The sequence below is a fragment of the Pacificimonas sp. ICDLI1SI03 genome (assembly GCF_054740865.1).
Genome location: NZ_JBSQAU010000001.1, coordinates 537,228 through 564,100, shown reverse-complemented (window position 1 = coordinate 564,100; position 26,873 = coordinate 537,228). Strand labels below are relative to the sequence as shown.

The window sequence follows — 26,873 nt, the reverse complement described above, 5'->3', positions numbered from 1 at the left end:
CCAAAGCGGTCGCCATCAAAGAGCGCCTGCAAAGGGCTAATATATGCCGCCCTCCTGCTGCAGGAAGTCCGCATCCGACCGCACTTCTCGCGCCGGTCGCTGCGTGAACGGATCCTCTGCCTTTGCGATGACACGGCGAGGCTCGTTCTCGGGCTTGAACGCCTCCCATATGACGGCCGGCTTCGGGCCGGGGCCGGGCCATGCGCCATAGACACGCTTGCCCGACCGGCGATCGACACGAACCATCCGCACACCAGGCGCGATACGGAATGGCGGCGAGGGTTCGTCCTCGTCGAGTGCAAGTTCAAAAAATTCCCGCACCGCAGGAGCAGCCAGAGTGCCGCCCTGGGCATAACCACCCATGTTCTTGGGCTGGTCGAATCCCATATAAAACCCGGCGACAATTTCCTGCGTGCCGCCGACGAACCACACGTTGGTCGGTCCGTTATTGGTGCCGGTCTTGCCGAACATCGGTCGGCCCAGACGGCTGAGCGCCACGGCGGTTCCGCGTTCCACGACCCCCTCAAGCATATGCACGACCTGATAGGCTGTTCGCGCATCCATCGCCTGCGGGCGCTGGTCGGCGGGCGTCGGCATGGGCCGGTCCGGATCGTAGCTCTGCTGATTGCAGCCGCCGCACTCCCGATCGTCCGCGCGGTAGATGGCGTTGCCCCGGCGATCCTGGATCAGATCGTAGAGGATGGGCCGCTGCCGCTTTCCGTGATTTGCCAGCATGGCATATGCATTGGTGAGGTCCATGACGGTGGTCTCACCGGCGCCAAGGGAAAAGGCGAGATACGGTTCATAGCTGCCGATACCCATCTTCTCGATCAGTTCGACGACGTTTTCCATTCCTGTCTTGGACGCGAGGCGAACAGTCATCAGATTGCGGGATTGTTCAAGGCCCCAGCGCATCGTCTGCGCACCCGCCGAACGGCCGGAGAAATTGCGGAAGCACTTTCGCCCGAGTGAGCGCGTCTGGTAAACGCAATAGGGTGCGTCCACGACGATGGATGCGGGCGTGAAGCCATTTTCCAGCGCTGCTGCATAAACGAACGGCTTGATCGTCGAACCCGGCTGCCGCTTCGCCTGAGTCGCGCGATTGAAGGAGGATTTGCGCGCATCGAAGCCGCCGACCATGGCAAGGACGCGGCCCGTTGCCACCTCCTGCACGACCATGCCGCCGGAAACTTCAGGGATCTGGCGCAGCGTATATTCGTCGCCGGAAACATTCTTTACCGGGATGACGTCACCGGGCGTGATCTCGTTATAGGCGGTCCCGGCCCCGCCGGCGTCGCGAAGCTCCGCATTGCCGGAAACGAGCACACCCTCGCTCCCATCCTCAAACCCCAAATCGAGGCGGCCTGACCCCTTCGATAAGACAACCGCAGCCCGCCAGTCATCATAACCGACGGGAAGATTGATGGCGATCAGACGCTGCTGCCATCCATCGCCCAATTCTATCGTATCGGTGGCACCGCGCCAGCCACGGCCGCGGTCATAACGCACCAGCGCGTCGCGCACCGCAGTCTCCGCCGCCGCCTGGTAATCGGGATCGATGGTGGAGCGTATCCAAAGGCCGCCGGTATAGACGCCGTTCTTGCCCTCCTCGCCATAGCGATCGATCAGGTCACGGCGGATCGCCTCGACGAAATAATTGCCCAACGTACCGGAAGGGGCAAGTTGGCGTCGGCGGTCGATCACGGAAATGGGCCGGGAACGAGCCGCCTGCGCCTCTGCCGCAGTGATATAGCCATTGGCGGCCATCTGCCCGAGGATCCAGTCACGGCGGATGGTGGCGCGTCGCAGCCCCTCGTCCGTTCCGGGATTATAATTGCTTGGCGCCTTTGGCAGGGCAGCGAGGAACGCCGCCTCCTCCGTGTTCAGCTCGGTTACCGGCTTGTCGAAATAGGCAAAGCTGGCCGCCTGAACGCCGTAGGCGTTCCGGCCAAGAAATATCTGATTGAGATATAATTCGAGGATGCGTTCCTTCGTAAAGGCATCCTCGATGCGCGTAGCGAGGATCATCTCCTTCAGCTTGCGCGTAACCGAATATTCGTCGGACAGAAGCAGGTTCTTCGCGACCTGCTGCGTGATCGTCGACCCGCCCACCGCGCGGTCGCCCGATCCGATCTTCAACGTGTAATCGGCCACCGCATTGATGAAGCCGGTCAGGTCGATGCCGCCATGATCGAAGAAGGTCTTGTCCTCAGCGGAAATAAACGCCTCGATCAACGGTGTCGGCAGATCCTCGAAATTCGCATAGATACGCCGTTCGCGCGCGAAAGTGGCAAAGGGCTGTCCGTAAATATCACGAACGTGGCTGGGAAGCGGCGGTTCATATTCCGACAGTTTTGCGGCGTCAGGCAAGCCTGCGGCCAGCCAGAAATAGCCGCCCACAAGAACGGCCAGGCCCACAAGCGCAAAGCCGCCAAGCGCATAAGCGAGCCTGCGCGGCCACGGGCGGCGGGTGGTGGGTTCGTCGATCTCTTCCGGCATCCGCCTGCTTTATCGCCGGAAGCACCTTAATTGCCAGTGAAGAACGACAGACCGAGTGCCGGGGTGGAGGACATGCTGCAGCCCCCACCCCGGCCACCATGGTTCAGGAGTCCTTTCCCTTCGCCTTGCCCCAGCTACGGGCGGCTGTGTAGCCGAGGTAACCCGTGCCGAAGAGCATGTAGAGTGGCTCTGGAATACCGCTCAGATAGGCCGTCATGCCCCGGGCAATCGCCGCCGCGGTTTCCGGTCGGACTGCGCTGATCATCCCCATGGGGATCGACCACAACAGCAGCACGTACATGACGTAAAGAAAACTGGGGCGTGCCCTGCTGGTCCATGGATCGCTGCTTTGCGCCTCCGCAACGATGGCAGTCAGTTGCGTGCGGACGGATTCCAGCTCCTGGCTACCCTCCAGACGCAGCAGTTCCAGCTTCGCGCGGTCACGCGCCTCCGGATCGGGAATAACCTTATCGATCAGGCCGGCCAGAGGACCGACCAGGGTTCCGATGACACTCATACCGTGGCCTCCATCGCGTTGCCCAGTCGATGCGCCAGCCAGCCATAGACGAAGCTTTCATTGGCGGCCCTGCCCTCCGCCAGTTCGATGTAGCGCGCGCCCTGCAATGCATCGAGCGCGCGAACCAGTACCCGTTCCCCGCCTTGGCCGCGACGTGCGATAAACGACCGCAGCGCGGCAAGGGTGGCCTCGTCGACATGCCGCGATAGGCTGATATCCGGCCAATCGCGCGCATTGCGGTTGAGCGCATTCAACGCCCGCTGAAGGAAGGCCGTGGCGACGGCCGGGCCCATATTGACCCCGGTGTCGAACAGTTCCTCCGCGACATGCGGGGCGATCTCTGCGACGCGATCGAAACGCGGCGCCTCCCAATAGCGCTGTGTGTAAATTTCCAGCGCCAGGGCGCGCGGAAAATCACGCATCGCACCATTATATCCATTTGCAGAAGCGGTCTGGCGGGTGATGCCGAATTTGGTTGGGCCGCCACGATCGTCGGGGTGATTGACGAAGCCGCCCTCACGCTGGATCAGTTCGTCCAGCAGGCGGTCGATCGAATTTGCCATTCTTGTCGCTCCTTCATTTTAGGAGCCAGACTAGAAGACAGGAAAATTCCTATTCCGCAAGCAGAATCGTGTCGGCATATTTTTGCATGGCGCTTCTCAAGGCGACTTCATTTGTATTTTGGGAAAGGACGCAAGGCGCCGGAACGGCGCTGCGCCTGAATAAGCTGGTCGGAGCGACAGGATTCGAACCTGCGACCCCTACACCCCCAGTGTAGTGCGCTACCAGGCTGCGCCACGCTCCGACCGTGGCGGGGGCCTTAATCGGCGCCCCGCCACAAGGCAAGCCGGTTCGAAGCCGGCTTGCCGAAACTCAACCGCCGCTGAGGTTCCGCAACAAAACCTGCGCCTGTGTACGCTCGGCGAATTGTTCGCGGGACTGCAATGACCTCTGCACTTCCTTCAGCGCCTCGGCACGCTTGCCATTGGCCAGCAGAGCTTCTGCCAAATGGTAGCGGATCTCTGCGTTTTTAGGCAGTGTTTTCGATGCACGCTGCAACAATTTCAGCGCATCGGACTTGCTGCCACCAGCCTTTAGCAAAGCCCAACCATAAGTATCGACGATACTGGGATTCCGGGACGAGAAATTATATGCCATGCGGGCAACCGGGATCGCGCGCGGATCCTCCAGCTGGATATAGGCCCACGCCAGATTGTTGAGAATCGACGGGTCGCGATTGCCGACAACTTTACGCAGACGCTCATAATTCGCGATCGCCTGACGATACTGCCCTTCGCCTAGTTGCAGTTCGGCGATCGACGCAAGCGCACCTGCATCGGATTTGTTTTCACGCTGATAGGCCTGCAGGACCTTGATGGCATCCGCCTTGCGATCCAGCCGCACATAGGCATCCGCCAGTCCGCGCGCGGTCGCCAGATCGAAGCTTTTCTTGCGAGCAGCCGCGAAGGAGGCGAGCGCGTCCTGTGGCTGGTTGGCAAGCAAATATGCCCGGCCCAGCGCGTTTTCGGCGACGTTCGAATTCGGCGTTTCCTTACGCAGACGAATCGCCCATTCGCGTGCCTGCTCCATGCGGCCCTGGCGCGCCTCCAGCGCGATCAGTTCCAGATAGGCGGGCGTCGTGGGTTCACCGGTTATCGTCAGCGCACGCTGGAACGTATTGCGCGCCTCGTCGATGCGGTCATTCGCCTGCAGCGACCGACCCAGCAGAACCCGGGGAAGGAGAGCGTTTGGCTGCACCGACACCATCCGGTCGAACAGGGATACCAGCTGTGCTTGGCGACCGGTCGCCTCATAGACCCGCGCCGCGGTCAGCAAGGCGTCGCCATTTTGGGGAAAATCACGCAGCAGCGCATTGGCTTCGTTAGAGGCATTGCTCTCCTGATTCGCGGCCATGTAGGCCTCCGTCAGGGCGATGCGCGGACCGGCGGCGCCACGATCAATCGTGGCTGCCTGGCGCAACCATTCCAGCTGCTCCTTTCGGTCCCCCTCCATACCCGCCAGCTCACCCAGCACCATCAGCGCCTGAGTATCCTTGGGATTATCAGCGATTACCCGCCGCAGTTGCGCCTTTGCGCCCCGGGCGTCACCCTTTGCGATCAGTAATTGCGACAGATTTCGGCGCGCCTCGGCATAATCCGGCTTCCGCTTGAGAGCGGACCTGAACGAGGATTCCGCCTTGTCCCTGTCGCCAAGGCCCAAATAGGCCCCGCCGCGCAAGTTCCAGCCAATGGGAAGGTCGGGATATTTCTTCGCGATCTGCGTGGCGGAGGCAAGCGCGCCCTTGAACTGCCCCTGCCTCATGTCGATCAGCGTCTTCATCATCAGGCCGCTCAGCGAATCCTGATCATCCGACAGTACCTGGCTGACGGTTTCCTCGGCAGCCTCCGTCTTGCCTTGCAGCAATTGCGTCATGGCCAGCTGGTTCTGGATGGCGGGCTCTCCACCGGCCTCCTGCGCCTTTTGCAGATATTCCTGCGCCTCCGACGGCATGCCCGACCGCGCGCGCGCGGACCCGGCAATGGCGTAGACGCGCGCATCGGCGGCCCCGGCATCAATGATCGGCTTCAGGGTTGCGAAGGCACCTTCGGCATCGCCCTTCTGCAACTGTGCAGTCGCATAAAGCTTACGGGCCGTGATGCTGTTAGGCGCCTTGCCTACGAGAGAGCCGAGGAAGCTGTTCGCCTGCTCCACGTTTCCGGCATCCAGCGCAAGCAGCCCCTGCAGCATGATGGCGGGGGGAAAATCGTCCAGAGCCCCGCGGGTTTCCGTCATCAGGGAGCGTGCCTGATCCGTCTTGCCTTCGCGCGTGTCGAGGACCGCCTCCAGATATAGCGCGAGCGGGTGCTTCTCGACCAGATTGTTGACGCGCGCGATGTCGACACGCGCCTCCTTCTCCTTGCGCAGATCGCCCAGCGTCGCGGCGCGCTCCAGCAGCGCTTCGATATTGTTCTTATCCACCTCCAGCGCCCGATTGAGGTAAGGCAGCGCCTCCTCAAGTCCCTTGGCGCTGCGGGTCAGGTCGGCCATGGTGACAAGCGTCTTCACATGGTCAGGGCGCTTCTCCAGGATATCACCCACCAGCCCGCGTGCCTGCTCATGCTGTCCGATGGATCCCATGAACTTCGCGACCGAATTGACGGTGGACGGATCGTTCGGCGCCAGCGCCAGCGCGCGGTTGAATTCGCGTTCCGCGGACTGCAGGTCACGATTCTGAAAATCGATGAGGCCGCGAAGACGCGCGGCATAGGCCTCGAACTGCGGTTCGATTGTGGACGGTTCCAGCAGGTCGGCCGCCTCTGATGGCTTGCCCTGCAACAGCAGGGCATGTGCCCGCAAATGGCGTACCTTTTCCGGCGCCACGCCCGCCTGCACGGCACGTTCCAGCTCCGTCTGCGCCTCTACGCCGCCGCCAAGCTCCAGCGCGACGCGCGCCTGCAGCACACGAGCGAGGCTGTTATTGGGATTTTCCTTCAACGCGTTCAGCAGACGAATGCGCGCGGTGCGGTAATCGCCGCCGTAGAAGCTTTTGAAGGCCTCGACATATGCGCTGTTTGAATCGCTTTCCGCGTCGGCAAACGCCGGCGTTGCCGCAAGCGGCGTCAGGATGGCAAAAGCGGCAGCCGTCTTCAGGCTGCGCAAAAACGGCGCGCGGGCAGTGCAGTCTTTTCGGCTTGTCATATCGTTCCCTCCATTGTCCCACGCGAACCAGCGCCTGGGAAACGTCGCTTGCTATGTCTCAATATCATATTGCTTCATCAAATCGTAGAGCGTTGGACGCGACACACCCAGCAGCTTCGATGCGCCGGAGACATTATTCTTGGTCCTTGCGAGTGCGAGCTTGATCGCATGGCGATCCGCATTTTCCCGTACCTGCTTCAGGTTGAAGGGCTGGCTGTCTTCCGGCTCTTCCAGATCCATGTCCGCCGCGCTGACATAACGATCGTCGGCCATGATAACGGAACGCTTTACGCGGTTTTCCAGCTCACGCACATTTCCCGGCCATTCCCATTTTTCAATGGCGTCCAGCGCCGCCGCGTCGAAGCCTTTTAACGGGCGCTTCAGCTCGGCCGCGAATTTCTGCAGGAAAAAATTTGCAAGCAGTACTGGATCGCCTGCCCGCTCCGCCAAAGACGGGATGCGCACGACGACCTCTGCAACCCGATACCACAGATCTTCGCGAAAGGACCCTGCAGCGATCATCTCTTCAAGGTTCTGGTGCGTGGCGCAGACAATGCGGACGTCGACCGGGATGGTTTTGCGACCGCCAATGCGCTCGATCACGCGCTCCTGTAGGAAGCGGAGAAGTTTCACCTGCAGAGGCAGCGGAATGTCGCCAACCTCATCCAGGAACAGTGTCCCGCCCTCGGCCAACTCTATCTTGCCTTCGGTCGTCTTCGCGGCGCCCGTAAATGCCCCCTTTTCATAACCGAACAATTCGGATTCGAGCAGGTTTTCGGGGATAGCCGCGCAATTGATCGCAACGAACGGACGGTCGGAACGATTGGATTCGTCGTGCAGTCCACGGGCAAGCAGTTCCTTGCCGGTGCCGGACGCGCCCAGCAGCATCACGGAAACGTCGGTCGATGCCACACGCTCTATCATGCGGCAGACTTTCTGCATCGAATCGGCCGCCGTGACGAGACCGCCAAGCTCCGTCGTCGCCTGCTTCGTGGCGAGCGCGCGGTTTTCCGCTTCGATATCGTAAAGGTGAAAGGCACGGCCGACGATATGACCCAATGTGTCGATATCGACCGGCTTCTGATAGAAATCATAGGCGCCCATGGATACCGCCCTCAGCGCGCTTTCACGCGCACCATGACCCGAGGCGACGATCACCTTCGTATCGGGCTTCATCCGCATGATATCTTCCAGCGTCGCGAACCCTTCGGTCGCTCCATCGGGATCGGGCGGCAGCCCCAGGTCCAGGGTAACCACATCGGGCTCGTGCAGTCGCAGGGCCTCCACGGCCTCCTTACGGCTGCCGGCAATTATGGTTTCATAGTCTTCATAGGCCCATTTCAGCTGTCGCTGCAGGCCTTCGTCATCTTCAACGACGAGAAGTTTGCGGGTTCGTGTATCTGCCATCTGTTCAGCCCCGTCTCTGACGTGTTGGGCTTACTGGGAAGTGAACGATGAAGCTGGTTCCTTCTCCCTCCGTCGACTGGACGTCGAGTCGACCGCCGGCCGCGCGAATGATCTCGCGCGATTCATAGGCACCGATCCCAAAGCCCGAAACCTTGGTGGACCTGAACGGTTTGAACAATTCGCGCTCGATGAACTCCGAGCTCATGCCGCAGCCGCGATCATCCACAATCAGTTTCACCGCCCCCGCCTCGTTCCTCAACCTCAGGTCAACGGGCGCACCCGCCGGACTCGCGTCTATCGCATTCTGCACGAGATGTCCTATCGCCTGCTCCATTTTGGCACGAGTTCCGCCGATCTCGAGCGGATAATTGTCTGCATCGAGCCGAACATTGGCACCGGTTCGGTTCTTGTCGTCTGTAATTTCCTGCAACAGCGCGCGGAGATCGAAACTATCATCACGTTCGTGAGCCGCCGGAGGTGCCGCTGTCTCCTGAGAAAGCCGCGCCAGCATGTCGTTCATCTTTCCAACCGAGCTTTGCAGCGTCGCGACCATATCCGCGCGAAAGTCAGGATTATCCGCGTGCCGCTCCGCATTGCGGGCAACGAGACTGAGTTGGGAAACGAGGTTCTTTATGTCATGCATGATGAAGGCGAAGCGACGGTTGAATTCTTCGAATTTCTTCGATTCTTCCAGGCTCTCCAGCGCCGACTGTTCGGCGATATAGCTGGCCGCCTGCCGCCCCACCGTACGAAGAATATCGTAATCTTCCCAATTCAGCGTTCGCGGCGCGCGCGGCCGCTCCAACAGGATAATGGCGGTCAGTGCGTCCACATGGCCCAAAGGCACGATCAGCCAGGCACGCGGATTGGCGGCGATTTGACGCGGCAGGTCAGACGTCGCCTCGCATTCGACAATTCGGCTGGTCGTTTCAAGCGAGTCGATGATTGCCGGGTCCAGATCGACAGCCGCCAGATCCAGGCTGCGGAAATTCCACCGCGCCTCCGGAACGAAATTATTTCCCTCCCGACGCACATAGAGCGCGCCGCCTGGCGAATCGACGATTGAAGCAACCGCCTCCACAACGCGCGCCGGCAGTTCGCCAAAGCCGGGTCCCGAGCGCGAGACGGTGGCGATGAAACGCAGCCATTCCTCCCGATAATCATATTTATAGGCAAAGAAGTGCTTGTTGATCTTGACGCGCAGCCATGCGCGCGCACGACCGGAAAACAAAACCACCGCACCGGCCAGCATGGCGCCGAATATGAGCACGATCTGAAACAGACGGCCCCAATCGCCGCCGACGATGCCGAGGCCCCACGCTGCCAGCGACATGGCGACCAGATAGGAACCGACCGCACCCAGCGCGAAGGTCTGGAAAGCGGCCTGCCGCGACAATTGCATGCTGAGACTTCGGTTCCTGAGGGTCGAGATCAGAAACAGCGGCACCGTCACTGCGTTCGCAAAGCCGCGCGCATCGAAGAAATCGGCAGCCAGCGGTGCATCGAGCAGCCTGAGCGTGAAGAGGTTGAGATCATAGCCAAAAATCCCCGCCAAAGCGAGACAGAGAAGGTTCAGGCTCCAGCGGTTGGCGGGCGCGCTGGACACGAACAGATTGTGCACCAGGACAAGGCCGCCAATCGCAATGGCAACGCGGCACATGCCCGCAAGAAATCCTAGTGCGCCCGACAGACCCAGGCCCCCCGCCAGGGCAATGTCCACCGCCAGCTGAACTACGACGATGCCCAGCATAACGTGGATCACGTTGCGCGACGGATTCTGCTGCTCGTCCTGCCAGCCCAGCCGCATCAGCACGGCGATCAGGACGATCCAGGTGCCCGTGCGCAGGGTTTCGCCAAGGGACAGCGTCAGGGCGAAAAACTGGCCGGTGGCTGCGCCGTTGGCGAAGGCCGCCGCCCAAAGGGCCGTGACCGCGGCAGCGAACGCCAGCCACCATGTGGCGACGGCCTTGCGCGACAGCAGCAGCATGATCGCCATGAATGCGAACGCACCCGCCGCGACCCAGTGGCTGAGGGCTGCGCCGGCGCCCGTCACGGGCCATCACTCCGCAGCGAACGCCCTGTCATCTGACGCCATCCTGCCAGACGACCACCCTGACAGTCTGGATCAGGGTCACAATGTCCAGGAAAAGGCTGTAATTCTTGATATAATATAGGTCGTATTCAAGCTTGTGACGAGCATCTTCGACACTCGCCCCATAGGGATAATTCAATTGCGCCCAGCCGGTAATACCCGGCTTCACGACATGGCGTTCATCGTAAAAGGGGATCTGGCGACTAAGCTGTTCGACAAAAACGGGGCGCTCCGGTCGGGGCCCGACAAAGCTCATGTCACCCTTGAACACATTGAATATCTGCGGAATTTCATCAATGCGCGTGGCCCGAATGATACGGCCGACAGAGGTGACACGCGCATCCCCCTTCTGCGCCCAGACGGCGCCATCCTTTTCCGCGTCCTGAACCATGGACCGGAATTTCATGACTTCGAACACCTTGCCGAACTGGCCGACCCGCTCCTGCCGGTAGAAGATCGGTCCGGGGCTGCTGAGCCGTACCGCAAGCGCGCTGACAAGCAGGATCGGAGACGAAAGCAACAAAAGGAGGCCGCTCGCGATCAGATCGAACAGCCGCTTCGACACGACCGCACCGGTGGAAGACCCCAGGAATCCGTCCGAGAAAATAAGCCAGGACGGTCGCACCGATTCAAGATCGACCCTGCCCGTCATCCGCTCCAGAAAGGTAGACATATCAGTCACGCGGACACCCGACAATTTCGCCTTCAACAGCGTATCCGTCGGCAAGGACCCGCGCCGCTCATCGAGGGCGAGAACGATTTCTTCCACCTCGTTGCGCGCGCAAAAATCGGCCAGCGAAGGAATATCCTGAAGCGTTTCGGATCCTTCTTCCGCATTTACCCGGGAAAGGCTGAGCTGCTTGACGATTCGAAACCCGGCGGTGGGGTCCTCGGACCGCTCCACCATGCGCCTGCCCTGTGCGCCGGTGCCGATCACGATGATAGGCTCCCGAAACCTGCGCCAGCCGATGATGGCCAGGAACAGGATCCGCGTAAGGACAATGAATAAAAACGAAAAGACGACTGCAAAGAACAGAACGCTGCGCCAGACGTCCAATGTGGGCGCCACCAGAAGCAGTAGCGACAAAATGACGATGCTCATCAGCATCGCCGCGCTCAGGCGGGCGCCGGTCATACGGAACGAACGGAAAGACGAAAGCTGATATGCGCCAAAACCCAGCATCATCATGTAGACGGTGATGGTATAGATCAGGCTTTCCAGCAGATGGTCGCGCATCGGCGGCATATCCGCATCGGCCAGGTTCCACGCGACCTTCCAGGCGAGCACCGCGGCGGCGAACACCAGTACCATCTCGAACAGGCCCAGGATCAGCAATGGCCGCGGCAGATAATGTTTAAACAGGCGAATCACGTAATGGGGAGGTCCCTGGCTGAATCTTGACGCGGGTTTGGGCGTTATAGGGTTAAGCGATTTATCCGTCCCCTAGTTTGCAAAGGTTACGATTTCCATGCGTTGGCTTGGCGCTGGCGATGAACTTGCTATTGGGGCATCGACACCACGAATAGGATAGCTGCGATATGAAGAAGATCTGGCCCGTCATCCTGTCCGGGGGCAGTGGCACCCGTTTATGGCCATTGTCACGGACGCGTCGCCCGAAGCAGATGCTCAATCTGGGCCAGGACATCAGCATGATCGCGGCCACGGTCGCCCGCGCGTCGGGGTCGGATTTTGCCGACCCAATCATCGTGGCCGGCGACGCTCATGAAGTCCTGGTGAAAGATGCGCTGGCCGGAACTGCCCTTCAGGCGCTGATCCTGGAACCCACGGCGCGCAATACCGCCCCCGCCATCGCGCTGGCCGCCCATATGATCGCCGAAAGCGCCCCCGACGATCTGATGCTGGTGATGCCGTCAGACCATCTGATCGCCGACGAGGATGCGTTTCGTTCTGCCGTCGCATCGGCGGCGCCGCTTGCGGAGGATGGCTGGCTCGTCACTTTCGGGATCGAACCTGATCGACCGGAAACCGGCTATGGCTATATCGAGGCGGCAGAGGCACTGTCCGAGCGGGGCATGCGTGTGGCAAAATTTCACGAAAAGCCGGCCCTTGAAAAGGCGGAAGCCTATGTGAAGGCCGGCGGCTATTACTGGAATGCCGGCATATTCCTGATGCGGGCCCAAACCTATCTCGACGCGCTCGGCGCGAACGCGGCGGATATTGCGGAAGACGCCGCCGCCGCCTGGAGCGGCGCAACCACCACCGAGGGCGTCATCCGTCCAGATGCGGAGCGCTTTTCTGCCTGCGCGTCACAAAGTATCGACTATGCCGTCATGGAGCCAGCCGACAGGAAGGCCGTGGTTCCGGTCAGCATGGGCTGGTCGGATATTGGCGGCTTCGAAGCACTGCACGCCGTCTTGCCACAGGACGCGGACGGCAACGCGGTCATCGGCGACGCCATGGTGGAGGATTGCCGCAACACGCTCGTTTGGGCCGAAGGAACGCTGGCCGCTGCAGTCGGCCTGGACGATATCGTGCTGGTCGCAACGGAGGATGCAGTCGTCGCCCTGCCCCGCACCCGCGCGCAAGAGGTGAAGAAGATCGTCGAGCGGCTGAAGGCGGACGCCCGCCGCGAAACAGAAGATCCACCGAAACCCCGTTGAAACCCCGGCAGCCGTCCGGTATAGCGCGCGCCCTGGCCCTTTTCCGAAGGGCACGGCCAAGCGCGGACACGTGGGTGAGTGGCTGAAACCAGTGGTTTGCTAAACCGCCGTACGGTTTATCCCGTACCGAGGGTTCGAATCCCTCCGTGTCCGCCAGCGGCTTGTTTGTGTCGTTCCGCCTTCCGTGAACGAACGCCCCATCAAGCCGCCATAAGTTCATATTATTAGAGTGAACGCGCTGTACCGAGAATGCCAGGGGTTGGGCAGACATGCCCGCAAGAAAGTCGCCTATAGCGTCTTCGCGAACCCAGTGTCTTGCGATCGGTAAGGGCCCAGCACTGCGATGCCGAAAACGACCAGAAGCAGGACCCCGGTCGAGATCGTCAGGATCAGGTCATAGTCGCCCGTTATGTCGACGGTCCACCCGAACAGCATCGGACCGATCGCGGCGCCAAGGCAGAACAATCCCAATATAGTGCCATAGGACGCGCCATAATTTTCCATCTGGACATAGCGGCCCGTCAGATAGGCAAGCATGTCCACTTCGGCCCCTGCCGCCACACCCAGCAGCAGGGCAGCAACGATTACCGGTCCGCCGTTCAGGAGAATGAGACTGGCGGCCACCGGAGACAGCAGCAGGATCGCGGCCACATAAGGCGCGTGGAAACGGTCGAACAAATATCCCGCGATGATCCGGGTCACCAGAATCGCCACGCCCAATTGCGCGGCGACATTGGCCGCGCCCCGGACATCCATGCCGCCATCGATCAGCATGGGAACAAGGTGGACGATCAAACCCGCGACGACCAAGCCCAGCAGAAATGCGATCAGGGTCAAAAGGACTGATGATCTATTCGCCTCGAACCGTCCCTTTTTACGAGGGCTGGTCGCATCACCGGCCCCGGCGCTGACGTCGTCGCGTGGCATTAACAGGCTTACCGGCAGGCCGATGGCGAGGATCGCCCCGCCCATCACGAGCATTGCCGAACGCCATCCATGCTCCGCGATTACCTGCCCCAGCAAAGCCGGCGCAAGGATCGAGGCCACCCCCGTCCCCACCAGCATCAGCCCCAGCGCAAGGCCGCGTCCCGCATCGAACCGCACCGACACGACCCGTGCCCAAATGGCAGGAGTCGTGCCGCACCCGGCCATCGCGGCGAGCAACCAAAGGCCGTACCAGGCGACGACCGACGGTCCCGTCATCGAGAGTGCCACGAACGCCACGGGTGTTAGTATGTAACTGATAATGGCGATCGGCCGTGCGCCGTACCGGTCCGCGAGACGCCCCACGATCGGAGCAGATAGAAAAATGCCCAGCTGCTCGAACGTGGCAGCGCCCGACACGGCCGCCCTGCTCCACCCATATTCCGCCTGCAGCGGCGCGACGAAAAGGCCTAGCGAATAAAAACCGATGCCCATCATGCCGACACTGATCGCCAGCGCGGCAAGAAGGACCACAGGCCAATCGTCCGAAAATTCCTGCGCAACGCTGCGTGCGGCCATATAATTCGCCCCTGATAGGATGTGGGGTCTGGTCAGAGACCAGCGTCGCGCGCAGCGGCCTTGTAGAGATCGGCGGCCGTGACAAAGCCTGCGCCCCTATGCGCCATCCAGGCGATCAGTTCTTCCAATGCGTTCATGCGGAAAGGCAGGCCCATAATATAGGGCGTAAGATGGAGCGGCAGAACGCGCTGGTCCTTTTCGCTTTCCAGCCATGCGAAGGCGTCCTGCATCTGTGTGGCATAGCTTTCCGCCGAATGCTGCTGAACCGTGATGATCTGCCGGTCCGACAATTCGTGATTATAGGGAATTGCCATCAGTTCACCCGCCGGCGTATTCTGCCGGTAGGGCAGTTCATCGTTCACCCAGTTCAAACAATAATGAAAGCCTTCCTCCACCAGCAGGCGCGGCGTGTTGAAACTTTCCTGCCGGGCGATCGACATCCATCCGCGCGGCACGCTGCCGATGGCAGAGGCGAGCAGATCACGGCTTTTCACGATCATCGCCCGTTCGTCTGCCTCCGCAACGGTGCTGTCGATCGTGCTATCCATATCATAGCCATGGGCGACGATCTCGTGCCCTGCCGCAAGAATATCGTCGATAATGGCAGGATAGCGGGACGCGATAATGGCATTGGCCGCCACGGTCACCTTGACCCCGAAGCGATCGAATGCATCCAGCAGCCGATAAAACCCGACGCGCGTACCATATTCGCGGGCAGTATAGTGACGATAGTCGGGATAGGCGGTTTGCATGTGCCCAGGCGCCGTGAAGGGGGCCCTGCCCGGAACGATGGGAAACCATTCCAGGCTTACCAGAATCGCCGCGGCGACGTTCGACGTGCCCGGCAGGTCAAGCGACGGGCGGTCCTTCATTGCGGACCACGGATAAAGGTCGTGATCCATCCCTTTGCGTCGCATAGGATATTCTAGATATTCCGGAACGATGGTCATGCCTTCGCACTTTCGTACTTCGCGACGTCGGCCATAGCTTCTTCATATTGACCGCTGGCCATGAAATGATCGGCGATGTCGCCGCTGCGGGTAATCCATGCGCGCCCGTCAGCCGCAATGTGGCGCAGCACCTCCTCGAACGGGCCAATGCGGTGGGGCTGGCCGATCAGATAGGCGTGCAGCGGGATGCACATGACCGTGCCTCCTTCCGCAGCAAGCCGGTCATATTGGCGAATTAGCGTATCGGCATATTCGCGCGGGCTCATATTATAGACGAAGAAGCCGTAATGGTCGTTAACCTCCAGACTATAGGGCATGGAGATCAGCTTTCCGTTCCGGACCTCTACGGGGTTCGGTCGATCATCGTGATAAAGATCGCAGGTATAGGAAAGCCCATATTCTGAGATCAGGTCCAAGGTGCGCGGCGTGTGGGTCAGCGCCGGGGCCAACCAACCCTTTATCGTCTGGCCGGTCGCATCGCGCACGGTGCGGATGGAATCCTCTATGATCGCACGCTCCTGCGCCTCATCCATGCCATAGCTGTAGCGCGTGTTGTAAATCCCGTGGCTAAAGAACTCCCAGCCCCGCGCATCGGCATCCGCCACGATTTCGGGCAGATGCTGGCACATCGCAACCGAGAGGCTAACAGAACCGGGAAAGCCGTGCTTCGTCATGACATCGGCCATGCGCCAGTGGGCGACGCGGTTGCCATAATCGCGGTGGCCGTAGCCAATTATGTCGGGATGAACCTTGGGCCATGCCTTCCGATGCGGATTGGCGGGCGGATCTATCTCGTAATATTCGATGTTGGGTGATACCCAGACCGCCACTCTCTTGTCGCTGGGCCAAGCGATTTCCGGGCGGTCGCGCCAGGGACGAAAGCCATAGAGCCCGGGATCGCGCTCTCCTTCCCTCATGCCGAATCCCCCGATTTCGCGAACCAGTCGATCACCTCCTGCACCGGTACGACATCGGCATATTTAAGCTGCAGGTCGGTCAAATTGGCGAAGTGATAGCTTTCATGCTTGTCGGCGCAGGTCTCAATGGGGACGATTGTGCGGTATCCCCGGCTCAGGCTATCGACCGCGGTGGCGCGAATACAGCCCGAGGTCGACCCGCCGGTTACCACAACCGTATCGACCTTGTGCCAGACCAAAAGGCTTTGCAGAGGCGTTTCGAAAAAGGCGCTGGGCATGCGTTTGGTATAAATCGCGTCCCGGCTTTCATCGATCGCGCAGCGCTCGTCAAAGGCGTGGCGGTCGCTATCCAGTTTGATATTCTGCAGGCTGTCGGGCGTGTTGGTGCGCGTGCCCCAGACGCCTGCATCGGCAGCACTGTCCATAAAGGCAACGTGGGTCCAGATCACCGGCATCCCCGCTTCGCGCGCGGCTGCGGAGATCATATTCACATATTCGATCTGGCGCGGATCGGTTTCATAGGCGGTCTTGTATCGGTCGATCCGCGTATAGACATTCTGTAGATCGACATTCACGATCGCCACCTTCTGGCCAAAACCAAAACGCGCGCGCGCGGGATTTGCCATTACGTCTTCAAAAATCTGCCGCGCGGTTCGATTGTCTTCTGTCATGCGGGTGCCGACAATGCTCATATGGCCATCCTTGTCTTTTCGATATTTTCCACCGCCGGGGTCCAGCCCTTCGGCAGACCCGCATCAGCAACAAAGCCGTAAAGCGGTTCTTCCGGCAGAGCCTGTTCCACGATGGTACGCGCCGCGATCAGGTTCCCGATGTCGATACCAGTGGAGAGGCCCATGGATTCCAGCATGAAGACGAGATCTTCAGTGGCAATATTGCCACTGGCGCCGGGGGCAAAGGGGCATCCCCCCAAGCCGCCCTGGGAGGCATCGAACGTCGTGATATCGACATCCAGCCCAGCCAGCACATTGGCGAGGCCGAGCCCTCGTGTATTGTGAAGGTGAAGACCAGTGACCGCGTCCGATCCCGCCACCCCCCGTACCAGCTTCACGAGCCGCCGCACTTCGCCCGGCGTTGCATAGCCGGTGGTATCCGACATGCCGATTTCATCGCAGCCGGCCTTCATCAGCCGTTCCGCAAGGGTAAGAATCTGACGATCGGGAATCGCCCCTTCCAGCGTGCATCCGAACACCGTCGAAAGGCTGCCTTCGAAATGAGGGCGGCGGTCATGGGGCAATTCGCGGATCAGTGCGGCGATAGCCGTTGCCTCCTCAATCACCTGATCGTGCGTCTTTCGCAGGTTCGCGAGACTGTGTGTCTCCGAAACCGAAAGCGGCAGGGTGAGTTTATCCGCGCCCGCAGCAATGGCATCGGCCGCGCCCCGGCTGTTGGGCACGAGAACCGCCACGGCCAGTCCATCATGTCTGGACGCATGGCGCACCACCTCCGCGGTGTCAGCCAGTTGTGGGATTAATTTGGGCGGCACAAAGCTGCCGACCTCGATCTCTGCGACGCCAGCCGCGACGAGGGCGTCGACCCAGGCCTTCTTCGCCTCCGTCGGCATAGTACGTTTTACGTTCTGCAGGCCATCTCGCGGCCCCACTTCGCTGACGAGAATATCCATGACCGCTGACCTGACTCCACTTCACTCCATTTGTACTACAAATATATCAAATGAGACGAAACGCAAGCACAGCTCCCATCTCTCTCGACACCAGCGAAGGCTGCAAATCCAGGGATCAGCTGAACCGGGGAGAAAACTGTCCATGCTGATGCATATCCAGCGTGATTCGATAACGATCAGCGCGATAACTCGCCCGGGTGACGAGTACTGGCCGCTGCTGACCATCCTCGACTTGTCGTTCGATGATGAGGATCGGATCAAGCGGTTCGCATTCGAGCAATTCTGCCATGTCACTTTCGGCCACAGTCGCCTCAATCGTCTGCACCGCGCCCCCGATGCCGAGACCCGCGTCGACCAGAAGCGAGAGGATGGGCGCCTTCATCAGTCTTTCCGGCGTAACCTCTATGCCGAGATCGCTGCGCATATGGCTGACAATTAGGCCTAACGGTCCGCCTTTGCTGAAGCGCAGGCGCACAGCGCGGATCAGCTGATCCCCTTCCTTTACGCCGAGCTGGGTCGCCAGCGCCGCACCAGCGGCAACCAATGCGACCTCGAGCACCTTTACCTTTGTATTCTGGCCGAACGCGATGAGCGATTCCACCGCCTGGTCGATGTCGGATTCCACCAACGTATTTGGGGTCCGATACGTAACGCGCGTGCCATGTCGTCGTCGTCGTTCGACGAAGCCACCTGCCGCAAGCTCATCCAGCGCGCGTCGGGCGGTGATGCGTGACACACCCTCATTCTTGGCCAGCTCCATTTCCGTCGGAAGCGAAGTACCGTGGGCGCGAATGCCGCGGACGATTTCGTCCCGCAAACCCACATATATCTGATGATAAAGCGGAATGGCCCCTGCGCGGGTGCGCGGCGGATCCGCTGGTTCTTCTTGCCGTATCGCCATTTTGTTCATGTCATCCAGCATCTGTCCGCCGGGCCTCCAGCCTTTCAATCAAGCAAGAGCGTTTGATCACCAAGCGGATGGATTGAATCAGTCCAGAGAACTGCGGGTTGCGCAATTCGGACCATTTGTATTATCTCTATATCAATATGCCGCAAAGCCATTTGTTTCGACGTCATTCGTCGCGCCTTGGCCCGGACGGCTTTCGCAGCAGGGATCATGATGAACACGCCAAATCCGCATATCGAAGATTCTCCCGCGCCGCTGGATGGCATCCGGGTGATCGAATTTACCCACATGGTCATGGGGCCTTCGGCGGGTGTCATCCTGGCAGACCTGGGCGCGGACGTGATAAAGGTGGAGCCGCCAAACGGCGACAAGACACGCACGCTGCTGGGGTCGGGATCAGGCTATTTCCCGATGTTCAACCGCAACAAGCGCAGCATCTGTCTGGACCTGAAGGATCCCGAAGGACTGAAGACGGCCCAGGATCTATGTGCCGATGCCGATATCGTAATCGAAAATTTCCGCCCGGGCACGCTGGAACGGCTGGGGCTTGGCTATGAAGAGTTATCCCAGGTCAACGAACGGCTGATCTATTGTTCGGCGAAGGGCTTTCTGAAGGGCCCCTATGAAAACCGCACTGCGCTGGACGAGGTCACGCAAATGATGGGGGGCCTCGCCTATATGACGGGACCGCCAGGACGTCCGCTGCGCGCTGGATCGTCGGTGGTGGACATTACCGGCGGCATGTTCGGGGTCATCGGCATATTGGCGGCACTGGAACAAAGGCACCGCACCGGAAAGGGCAGCGAGATCAAGTGCAGCCTCTATGAAACCACCGCGTTCCTGGTCGGCCAACATATCGCACAAAAGGCGGTAACCGGAGAGGCGGCACGGCCAATGCCGGTACGCGTATCGGCCTGGGCGATTTACGACGTCTTTGAAACCGCCAACGAAGGCGAGCAGCTGTTCGTCGGCGTTGTCAGCGATGGTCAGTGGCAGACCTTCTGCAATGCCTTTGACCTGGTCGAGTTCGCCGCGCGCGAGGAATGGGCCACAAACAATGAACGCGTACTGGCACGGGACGAAATCATCTCGACCGTGTCTGCCCTATTCAAGACCATGGACCGCGACGCGCTGGTCGCCAAGTTGGAAAAGATTGGCCTGCCCTTTGCCCCCATCGTGAGGCCCGACGAGCTGGTCGACGACGCGCACCTTAATGCTGCAGGCGGCATGGTGAATGTGCACCTGGCCGATGGCACACTTGCCAGCCTGCCCGCGCTTCCGCTGGAAATCAACGGCAGCAGGCCGGGCCTGTTCCGCGACCTTCCCGGCATCGACGAACATGGATCCGAAATACGCGATCAGACCGCCAAAGCCGGAAAATAGCGATGCCCTCCACGCTCTTTTCGAAACTCTGGGATCAGCATCAGGTTCGCGACCTAGGCGAGGGCGCCGCCTTGTTGCTGATCGACCGGATCTTACTGCATGAACGCACCGGCGGCATCGCCATGAAGACGCTGGAGGAAAGCGGCGTTCCGGTGCGGGATCCCTCGCGCGTGTTCGTCACCATGGATCATGTCGTCGATACGCTACCCGGTCGAACCGACAAGACCATCATGCCGACCGGGCGGGATTTCATCACCGTCACGCGCGATGCAGCCAATCGGGCCGGTGCCACCTTGTTCGACCTGGGCGATCCACGGCAGGGAATTGTGCACGTAATTTCACCTGAAAACGCGATCGTGCTGCCCGGCCTGACCCTGATCTGCCCCGACAGCCATACCTGTACACAGGGGGCGCTGGGGGCCATGGCCTGGGGCATTGGGTCCAGCGAAGCGGAACATGCGCTGGCAACCGGCACCTTGCGCGTGAAGCGTCCCGCAGAAATGCGCATCACCATCAACGGGGTCCTTGAAACAGGGGTAACCGCCAAGGATCTGGCACTTTATATTATTGCCCGGCTCGGTTCAGGCGGCGCGCGCGGACATGTGGTTGAATATGCCGGTTCGACGATCGCCGCACTGTCCATCGATGAACGAATGACTTTGTGCAACATGGCGACGGAACTGGCCGCCTTTTCCGCGGTAATCGCGCCGGATGAGAAGACGATCGAATTCATGAAAGGGCGGCGCTACGCACCCGAAGGCGCGGACTGGGACGCGGCCGTCAGCGCATGGCAAAGTCTCTGCAGCGACAGCGATGCGGCGTTTGCGCAAGAAGTACACATCAATGCCGCCGACGTGAGCCCGATGATCAGCTGGGGCACCAGTCCGCAGCAATCGGTGGCGTTGGGCGCCGCCGTGCCAAGCCGGAACCAAATGCCCGCAGGGGCCGCCGAGACCAGCGACGAAGCACACAGCCGGGCCAGCGAGTATATGGGAGTGTCCGAAGGCGAGGAGATCGTCGGCCTCCCCATAGATGCTGCCTTCATCGGATCGTGCACCAATTCCCGCCTTTCCGACCTTCGTGCGGCAGCCGAAATCCTGAAGGGGCGGACGGTAGCGCCCGGAATTCGCGCAATCTGTGTCCCCGGATCTACCATGGTGAAGGCTGCGGCCGAGGAAGAAGGACTGGACCAAGTGTTCCGCGATGCCGGATTTGAATGGCGCGAGGCCGGCTGCTCCATGTGCTTTTTTGCTGGCGGAGAAAGCTTTGGCGACCGGGAACGGGTGATCAGCACGACCAACCGCAATTTCGAAAATCGGCAGGGCCCGCGCACACGCACCCATATCGCCTCGCCGGCAACCGTTGCCGCATCCGCCATCGCCGGATCAATCGCCGCGCCCGCGATGCTTCCGCCCTTGGAGGAGGAGCCTGCCTGATGGAGCCGTTCACGACCCTTCGCTCTATCGCGGTGCCGCTGATCCGCGATAATATCGACACCGACATCATAATCCCCTCCCGCGAGATGAAGGGGGTCGGCAAGACCGGATTGTCGGACGGGTTGTTTGCCGGCTGGCGCTACACCGATGTCGATGCGCGTGTGCCCAACCCGGAATTTGCTCTTAACCGCCCCGAGTATGACGGCGCGCAGATCATGTTGGGTGGCAGCAATTTCGGCAGCGGTTCAAGCCGCGAACATGCCGTATGGGCGCTGGCCGAATATGGATTTCGTGCCGTCATCGCCCCCAGTTTCAGCCCGATTTTTTATGGCAATTGCGTGCGCAACGGCATGCTTCCCATCGTGATGGAGCCCGGGCCGATTGCGGCAGCGGGGCTGGTCGTGAAAATCGACCTCGCCTCGCAAACTGTCAGCGCGAACGATCACGAATGGACCTTTGAGATCGATCCCGAAAGCAAGATGATGCTGCTTGAGGGCCTCGACCCCATCGCCCTTACACTGCGCGATGAACCTGCGATCACCGCACATGAAAGCGCGGATCGCACCGCCCGGCCGTGGGCCTGGAGCGTATTGCCCTCAGCCTGACACAATCATCCTGGTAAGGCCTGCCGCAGGTGCGTCAATCAAGGCGTCCTGAACATCCGCTTTGAGAAAACACCGTCCCGTAAGGCATCGAGAGAACTCACACGCGGCTTAACAATTCTCCTTGGTGAAGAGGGAAAAAAACAAGGCTGACGTTCTAAGCTGTACCATTGGCGTGATCTTCCTGATCGGCCTTCTGATTGTGAGCGGACTATTAGTCCTGATATTCTGATCGATTAAGCGATCGAGTCCTTCGCGCAGCAAATGCGGCGGAGCTGTTTCCCGATCCTGAAGAGCCGTCTATAGATCGGGATCATGACCTTACTCATTTTCTACGTCGCGCTTGCGCTCGTTATCTCTTTCCTTTGTTCACTGCTGGAGGCGTCCCTTCTTACGATCACCCCCTCCACAATTCGTTCGGCCGAGGAAAAGGGTGCTGCGTGGGCACCACAGCTGAAAAAGTTGAAGAATGACGTTGAACGCCCTTTGGCGGCGATTCTAACGCTCAATACCGTGGCGCACACGATGGGCGCTGCCGGAGCGGGCGCGCAATATGCGAAGCTTTACGGCGCGGGCGGCGAGGCGATCTTCGCGGCAATACTGACAGTGGCCATCCTTGTGATTACCGAGATCATCCCGAAGACGATCGGCGCGCGCTACGCCGGCAGCTTGGCGCCCTTTACCACGTGGGTACTGCCAATTCTGATCAAGGCGCTGGCGCCGCTGGTATGGGCTTCACGGCAACTGACCCGCCTGATCACCCGCGGAAAGCCCGCCGACCGTCCCCGTCACAGGGAGGAATTGCTGGCAATCGCAAATTTGGGGCTGGATTCCGGCCAAATCGAGAGTGGCGAAGTCCGCTTCATGAAGAATATGCTGCAATTGCACGCCGTCGCCACATCCGACGTGATGACGCCCAGAACCGTCGTTTTCTCAATCCCTATACGGGCCACGCCGGCGGATCTTGCGAAGATCAGGGAAGCCCCTCACACACGAATTCCGGTCTTCGAAGGCCAACCGGAAAAAATCCGAGGGTTCGTCATCAAGCATGAGGTGCTGGGACAACTTTCTGACGGCCGCGCCGACGAGGGCCTCGAAAATCTGGTGCGCCCGCTCCCAAGCGTTCTCAACAAGCTGCCCGTGGACAAGCTGTTCCACAAGATGATTACCGACCGTCATCACATCATGGCAGTGATGGACGAATATGGCACGTTCCTCGGCCTCGTCACGTTGGAGGACGTGCTGGAAACGATCTTCGGGTTCGAAATCATCGACGAACTGGATGAGGTGCCGGATCTTCAGGAATATGCACGCGAATTGTCGCGGCGGCGCACCTCGAATGCTCGTGCTCCGGCGGAATAGCGCGCGCGTCGACCAACGGCGGCGTCCGGTCGATTAGCGGCCAATGCCTGTGTGGGCGGGAATGAATTCCTTTCCTCAGGACCTCACCATTTCCATCACTGTGTTCCAGTCGCGTCCCCGGTTCGCTGGTCTGCCGTTTCGTCGCGGAGCGCACGGAATTCGTCGCCTTCGTTCCAATTGGGCCAATCGCTGCTCATGGCGAGGGCGCGGCCCATGCGATAGTAGAGCCTCAGGTCCGCCATCACACCAGACCAGTCCCAATTTTCGTCAAATTCGTCCTTGGGGCCGTGATAATGATTGTCGGTGTAATCGGCGGCGGCGGCTTTTCCGGCTTCACGCCCGCCCTCGATCAGATCCTCGCCACCCTTGAAATAGGCCATGGGCACGCCCTTCTTGGCCAGACTGAAATGGTCTGAGCGGTAGTAATAGCCTTTTTCGGGCGTGGGTTCCCGTTCTGGCATGCGCCCTTCGGCTTCCGCGGCCTTGGCGAGATATGCGTCAAGATCGCTCTTGCCCATGCCGATGACGGTCAGATTGCTGGCTGGGCCGGCCATCGAAAACGCGTCCATATTGACGCCGCCGACGGTACGCGCCAGCGGATAGACGGGGTTGTCGGCGTAATATTGCGAACCCAGCAGGCCGCTTTCTTCGGCTGTCACAGCCAGAAAGACGATCGAGCGATCGGGCGTCCCCGCCTTGGCATGGGCCTCGGCAAGCGCGACGAGCGCTGCGGTGCCGGTGGCATTATCCACCGCGCCATTGCAGATGTCGTCACCATCCGGCGCCGCCTTGCACCTGCCGAGATGATCCCAATGTGCGGTATAGAGCACATATTCGTCCGGGCGTTCCGCGCCCGGCAATATGCCGATGACATTGTCCGACACGGTGCGTTCGAAGTCATTTTGGAAAGACAGCGACGCGCTAAGCCCCAGCGGTACGGCCTGGAAATCCGGGCGCCGCGCCGCCGTCATCATCGCGTCCAGATCCTGACCCGCCGCCGCGAAAATCTCTGTGGCTACGTTCTTCTGAATCCAGCCATTGGCCACCGTCTGGTCGGCACCCTTATCGTCCGACTGGGCCAGATATTGCGGTCCGCTCCAGCTCGATTCCACGACGTTCCAGCCATAGGCGGCCGGTGCTGTATCGTGGATAATCAGGGCGGCAGCCGCGCCCTGGCGTGCCGCCTCCTCATATTTATAGGCCCAGCGACCATAATAGGTCATGGCGCGACCCCCGAAATCTCCCTCCAGGCTTTCCGTACCGAAATCGGGGTCGTTCACCAGAATGACCACGGTCTTTCCCTTGACGTCGACGCCTTCATAATCGTTCCAGCCCCGCTCTGGCGCATTCACGCCATAGCCGACGAACACCATTTCGCTGTTCGCAACGTCGATGGCGGGTGTCTCACGATAGGTTACCGCCACATAGTCCTTGCCGAAATCATAGCTTAGCGGCTCTGTGCCGCCGCTGATCGTCAGCGGGGAAAACTCGCTGGCGGTAATCTCGATCAGGGGTACTTCCTGAAACCAGCTGCCGTCATTGCCGGGCTGCAGTCCTGCCGCCGCGAATTTCTGCGTCAGGAGCGCCTTGGTCTTTTCTTCACCGGCAGTGCCCGGTGCCCGCCCCTCGAATTCGTCGGAGGCCAACTGACGCGTTACGTCTTTCATGGTTTGTTCGGATAGATCGGGCACGGCGATCTCCGGCGAGGTTGCGGCATCCTCCTGCAGTTCCTCAGGCGCGCAGGCGGACAGCAGCAGCGCGGAAAAGGCGGCGGAAATGAGCAATTTTTTCAAGGCCAGTCCTGACATCGTTCATGTATTCTATGCTGCTCAATCTGGCAGAGCGCATATTGCAGCACAAGGCAGCAGCTGTCCTGCCCATATGTTGGCCTGCGTACGACGATGCGCATTTCGCTGGCCCGTTGAATTAGATGGCTCGGCGAATGGGCGGCGAGGCCGAAGCGCGTTAAGAAGGTAATGATGGTTCAACCTGTTCCGCCCCCCGCAACCCGGCTTAATGTCGCCACTATGCGTACAGCGTCATATGACCGGGCACTCGCGGAAGAACGGCCGGTCGCTTTCGAGTTCAACGGCCTCGCCTATGCGGTGATGATGGCAACGCCCAGAGATCTGGAAGATTTCACGGTTGGTTTCGCGCTCGCCGAAGGACTTGCAGATCGCGCCGAGGACCTTCGTTCGATCGACGTGGCGACGGTCGAAAACGGCACCGTTGTTCGCGCCATGGTGCCAGACGAACGCGCCGAGCCCTTGCGAGAGCGCCTGCGCCTGCGGCTGGTTGAGGGAAGTTGCGGCCTGTGCGGCCTGGAATCCATCGAGGAGGTGCTGCGCCCCCTGCCCGTCCTGACGGCCCCACCGCGCATGGACGCGCAGGCATTGGCGGCGGCGGCGGGCGCGTTGCGCGATCATCAGCCGCTGGGCCGGGCGAGCGGTGCAATGCACGCCGCCGCCTTTTGCGGACCGGACGGCGCAATCATTGCCGCACGAGAAGATGTCGGGCGCCACAATGCGCTGGACAAGTTGATCGGGCATTTGGCGCGTGAAGCTATCGACCCGGCGGACGGGTTCATCCTGCTCTCCTCACGCAGCAGCTATGAACTGGTGGAAAAGACGGTGCGGGCGCGCTGCCCTGCATTGGCGACGGTTTCGGCGGCGACCGATCTGGCGGCGGCGCGGGCGCGCGAGGCGAACCTCACTTTGGTGGCGCTGGTGCGTGATGACGGCGCGCTGATCATGAACGACCCGCACGGGGTGCTGGGATGAGGATATTGGGCGCTGTGCTTGCAGGCGGACGGTCGAGCCGTTTTGGCAGCGACAAGGCGCTGGCAGAATGGAACGGGCGCACATTGATGGAGGGGGCGATCGCCGCTCTGCGCCCGCAATGCGACGACATCTGCGTCGTGGGCAGGAGCGATGCCCCGGTGACCGCAATCGCTGACTGGCCCCAGGCGGACTGCGGCCCCCTGGGCGGCATGGCCGGCGCTCTTCGTTACGCCCTTTCCCATGATTTCGACCAGGTACTGAGCATCCCGGTCGACGTCGTGGAATTGCCGCCCGATTTGCGGCAGCAGCTTAGCCCCGCCCCTGCCTATCTGCTGAACCTTCCCGTGGCGGGCCTTTGGCGCACCGCCGCGTTACCTGCGCTCGAAGTGATCCTTACCGGCCCTGGACGCCGGTCTGTGCGCAACTTTGCCGACGCGTGCGGCGCGCGCGGGGTTACGCTTCCCAGCGAGTTGAGTAATATCAATACCCTCGCAGACTTGGAACGGCTTCGGGCGTTCAACGAACATTCGCATCTGTTATCGAAGGAGCCCTGAC

The 26,873-nt window shown here is 60.6% G+C and carries 22 protein-coding genes and 2 tRNA genes; 9 read left to right on the top strand and 15 right to left on the bottom strand.

Annotated features, from left to right (window positions below; genetic code table 11):
* Positions 1–36: 36 nt before the first annotated feature.
* From ACSMXM_RS02650 to ACSMXM_RS02615, 8 genes are all read right to left on the bottom strand, one after another.
* Complete coding sequence (locus tag ACSMXM_RS02650) at positions 37–2,499, bottom strand: penicillin-binding protein 1A (RefSeq protein WP_460313701.1); 2,463 nt, start codon at positions 2,497–2,499, stop codon at positions 37–39.
* A 103-nt stretch (positions 2,500–2,602) separates the two neighbouring features.
* Positions 2,603–3,016 (bottom strand): holin family protein, encoded by a 414-nt coding sequence (locus ACSMXM_RS02645; protein ID WP_460313699.1) that lies wholly within the window; start codon positions 3,014–3,016, stop codon positions 2,603–2,605.
* Complete coding sequence (locus tag ACSMXM_RS02640) at positions 3,013–3,579, bottom strand: glycoside hydrolase family 108 protein (protein ID WP_460313698.1); 567 nt, start codon at positions 3,577–3,579, stop codon at positions 3,013–3,015. Before ACSMXM_RS02640 ends, ACSMXM_RS02645 begins: the two co-directional genes overlap by 4 nt.
* Positions 3,580–3,744: 165 nt before the next feature.
* Positions 3,745–3,821: transfer RNA gene (locus tag ACSMXM_RS02635), tRNA-Pro, on the bottom strand.
* 68 nt (positions 3,822–3,889) lie between these two features.
* Complete coding sequence (prsT, locus tag ACSMXM_RS02630) at positions 3,890–6,715, bottom strand: XrtA/PEP-CTERM system TPR-repeat protein PrsT (protein ID WP_460313696.1); 2,826 nt, start codon at positions 6,713–6,715, stop codon at positions 3,890–3,892.
* A 51-nt stretch (positions 6,716–6,766) separates the two neighbouring features.
* Entirely contained in the window at positions 6,767–8,122 is a 1,356-nt protein-coding gene (prsR, locus tag ACSMXM_RS02625; RefSeq protein ID WP_460313695.1) for a PEP-CTERM-box response regulator transcription factor, read from the bottom strand.
* A gap of 4 nt (positions 8,123–8,126) precedes the next feature.
* Positions 8,127–10,175, bottom strand: coding sequence for an XrtA/PEP-CTERM system histidine kinase PrsK (prsK, locus tag ACSMXM_RS02620; RefSeq protein ID WP_460313693.1), 2,049 nt, complete (start codon positions 10,173–10,175; stop codon positions 8,127–8,129).
* A 28-nt stretch (positions 10,176–10,203) separates the two neighbouring features.
* Positions 10,204–11,586 (bottom strand): TIGR03013 family XrtA/PEP-CTERM system glycosyltransferase, encoded by a 1,383-nt coding sequence (locus tag ACSMXM_RS02615; protein WP_460313691.1) that lies wholly within the window; start codon positions 11,584–11,586, stop codon positions 10,204–10,206.
* 167 nt (positions 11,587–11,753) lie between these two features.
* Between ACSMXM_RS02615 and ACSMXM_RS02610 the strand changes: the two genes are divergently transcribed.
* Positions 11,754–12,836 (top strand): mannose-1-phosphate guanylyltransferase/mannose-6-phosphate isomerase, encoded by a 1,083-nt coding sequence (locus tag ACSMXM_RS02610; RefSeq protein WP_460313689.1) that lies wholly within the window; start codon positions 11,754–11,756, stop codon positions 12,834–12,836.
* 64 nt (positions 12,837–12,900) lie between these two features.
* Positions 12,901–12,992: transfer RNA gene (locus ACSMXM_RS02605), tRNA-Ser, on the top strand.
* A 132-nt stretch (positions 12,993–13,124) separates the two neighbouring features.
* On the opposite strand, the gene ACSMXM_RS02600 is transcribed toward ACSMXM_RS02605, so the two are convergent.
* The 6 genes from ACSMXM_RS02600 to ACSMXM_RS02575 form a co-directional block, all read right to left on the bottom strand.
* A complete protein-coding gene (locus ACSMXM_RS02600) occupies positions 13,125–14,339 on the bottom strand; it encodes an MFS transporter (protein ID WP_460313688.1) in 1,215 nt (404 codons plus the stop codon).
* A gap of 32 nt (positions 14,340–14,371) precedes the next feature.
* On the bottom strand, positions 14,372–15,289 hold the full coding sequence (locus ACSMXM_RS02595; protein ID WP_460313686.1) for a polysaccharide deacetylase family protein: 918 nt from the start codon (positions 15,287–15,289) through the stop codon (positions 14,372–14,374).
* Entirely contained in the window at positions 15,286–16,206 is a 921-nt protein-coding gene (locus ACSMXM_RS02590; RefSeq protein WP_460313684.1) for a polysaccharide deacetylase family protein, read from the bottom strand. The genes ACSMXM_RS02595 and ACSMXM_RS02590 overlap by 4 nt, the downstream gene beginning before the upstream one ends.
* Positions 16,203–16,898 (bottom strand): isochorismatase family protein, encoded by a 696-nt coding sequence (locus tag ACSMXM_RS02585; protein WP_460313682.1) that lies wholly within the window; start codon positions 16,896–16,898, stop codon positions 16,203–16,205. Before ACSMXM_RS02585 ends, ACSMXM_RS02590 begins: the two co-directional genes overlap by 4 nt.
* Positions 16,895–17,848: a hydroxymethylglutaryl-CoA lyase gene (locus ACSMXM_RS02580; RefSeq protein WP_460313680.1), complete on the bottom strand. Its 954-nt coding sequence runs from the start codon at positions 17,846–17,848 to the stop codon at positions 16,895–16,897. The genes ACSMXM_RS02585 and ACSMXM_RS02580 overlap by 4 nt, the downstream gene beginning before the upstream one ends.
* Before the next feature lie 115 nt (positions 17,849–17,963).
* Positions 17,964–18,758 (bottom strand): GntR family transcriptional regulator, encoded by a 795-nt coding sequence (locus ACSMXM_RS02575; protein ID WP_460313678.1) that lies wholly within the window; start codon positions 18,756–18,758, stop codon positions 17,964–17,966.
* A gap of 207 nt (positions 18,759–18,965) precedes the next feature.
* Here ACSMXM_RS02575 and ACSMXM_RS02570 point away from each other — a divergent pair, with 207 nt between their 5' ends.
* The 5 genes from ACSMXM_RS02570 (at position 18,966) to ACSMXM_RS02550 (ending at position 23,538) form a co-directional block, all read left to right on the top strand.
* Positions 18,966–20,138: a CaiB/BaiF CoA transferase family protein gene (locus ACSMXM_RS02570; protein ID WP_460313676.1), complete on the top strand. Its 1,173-nt coding sequence runs from the start codon at positions 18,966–18,968 to the stop codon at positions 20,136–20,138.
* Positions 20,139–20,140: 2 nt separating this feature from the next.
* The gene (locus tag ACSMXM_RS02565; RefSeq protein WP_460313674.1) at positions 20,141–21,574 is read left to right on the top strand and encodes a 3-isopropylmalate dehydratase large subunit; all 1,434 of its coding nucleotides are present in this window, start codon (positions 20,141–20,143) and stop codon (positions 21,572–21,574) included.
* Positions 21,574–22,179 (top strand): 3-isopropylmalate dehydratase small subunit, encoded by a 606-nt coding sequence (gene leuD, locus ACSMXM_RS02560; protein ID WP_460313672.1) that lies wholly within the window; start codon positions 21,574–21,576, stop codon positions 22,177–22,179. Before ACSMXM_RS02565 ends, leuD begins: the two co-directional genes overlap by 1 nt.
* A gap of 124 nt (positions 22,180–22,303) precedes the next feature.
* Positions 22,304–22,408: a small membrane protein YohP gene (locus ACSMXM_RS02555; protein ID WP_460313670.1), complete on the top strand. Its 105-nt coding sequence runs from the start codon at positions 22,304–22,306 to the stop codon at positions 22,406–22,408.
* A gap of 83 nt (positions 22,409–22,491) precedes the next feature.
* Positions 22,492–23,538, top strand: a complete 1,047-nt coding sequence (locus tag ACSMXM_RS02550; RefSeq protein WP_460313668.1) for a CNNM domain-containing protein — start codon at positions 22,492–22,494, stop codon at positions 23,536–23,538.
* Positions 23,539–23,633: 95 nt separating this feature from the next.
* On the opposite strand, the gene ACSMXM_RS02545 is transcribed toward ACSMXM_RS02550, so the two are convergent.
* Positions 23,634–25,346, bottom strand: a complete 1,713-nt coding sequence (locus tag ACSMXM_RS02545; protein ID WP_460313666.1) for a M28 family metallopeptidase — start codon at positions 25,344–25,346, stop codon at positions 23,634–23,636.
* Between the two features lie 219 nt (positions 25,347–25,565).
* Here ACSMXM_RS02545 and fdhD point away from each other — a divergent pair, with 219 nt between their 5' ends.
* A complete protein-coding gene (fdhD, locus tag ACSMXM_RS02540; RefSeq protein ID WP_460313665.1) occupies positions 25,566–26,318 on the top strand; it encodes a formate dehydrogenase accessory sulfurtransferase FdhD in 753 nt (250 codons plus the stop codon).
* On the top strand, positions 26,315–26,872 hold the full coding sequence (mobA, locus tag ACSMXM_RS02535; RefSeq protein ID WP_460313663.1) for a molybdenum cofactor guanylyltransferase: 558 nt from the start codon (positions 26,315–26,317) through the stop codon (positions 26,870–26,872). The genes fdhD and mobA overlap by 4 nt, the downstream gene beginning before the upstream one ends.
* Position 26,873 lies beyond the last annotated feature (1 nt).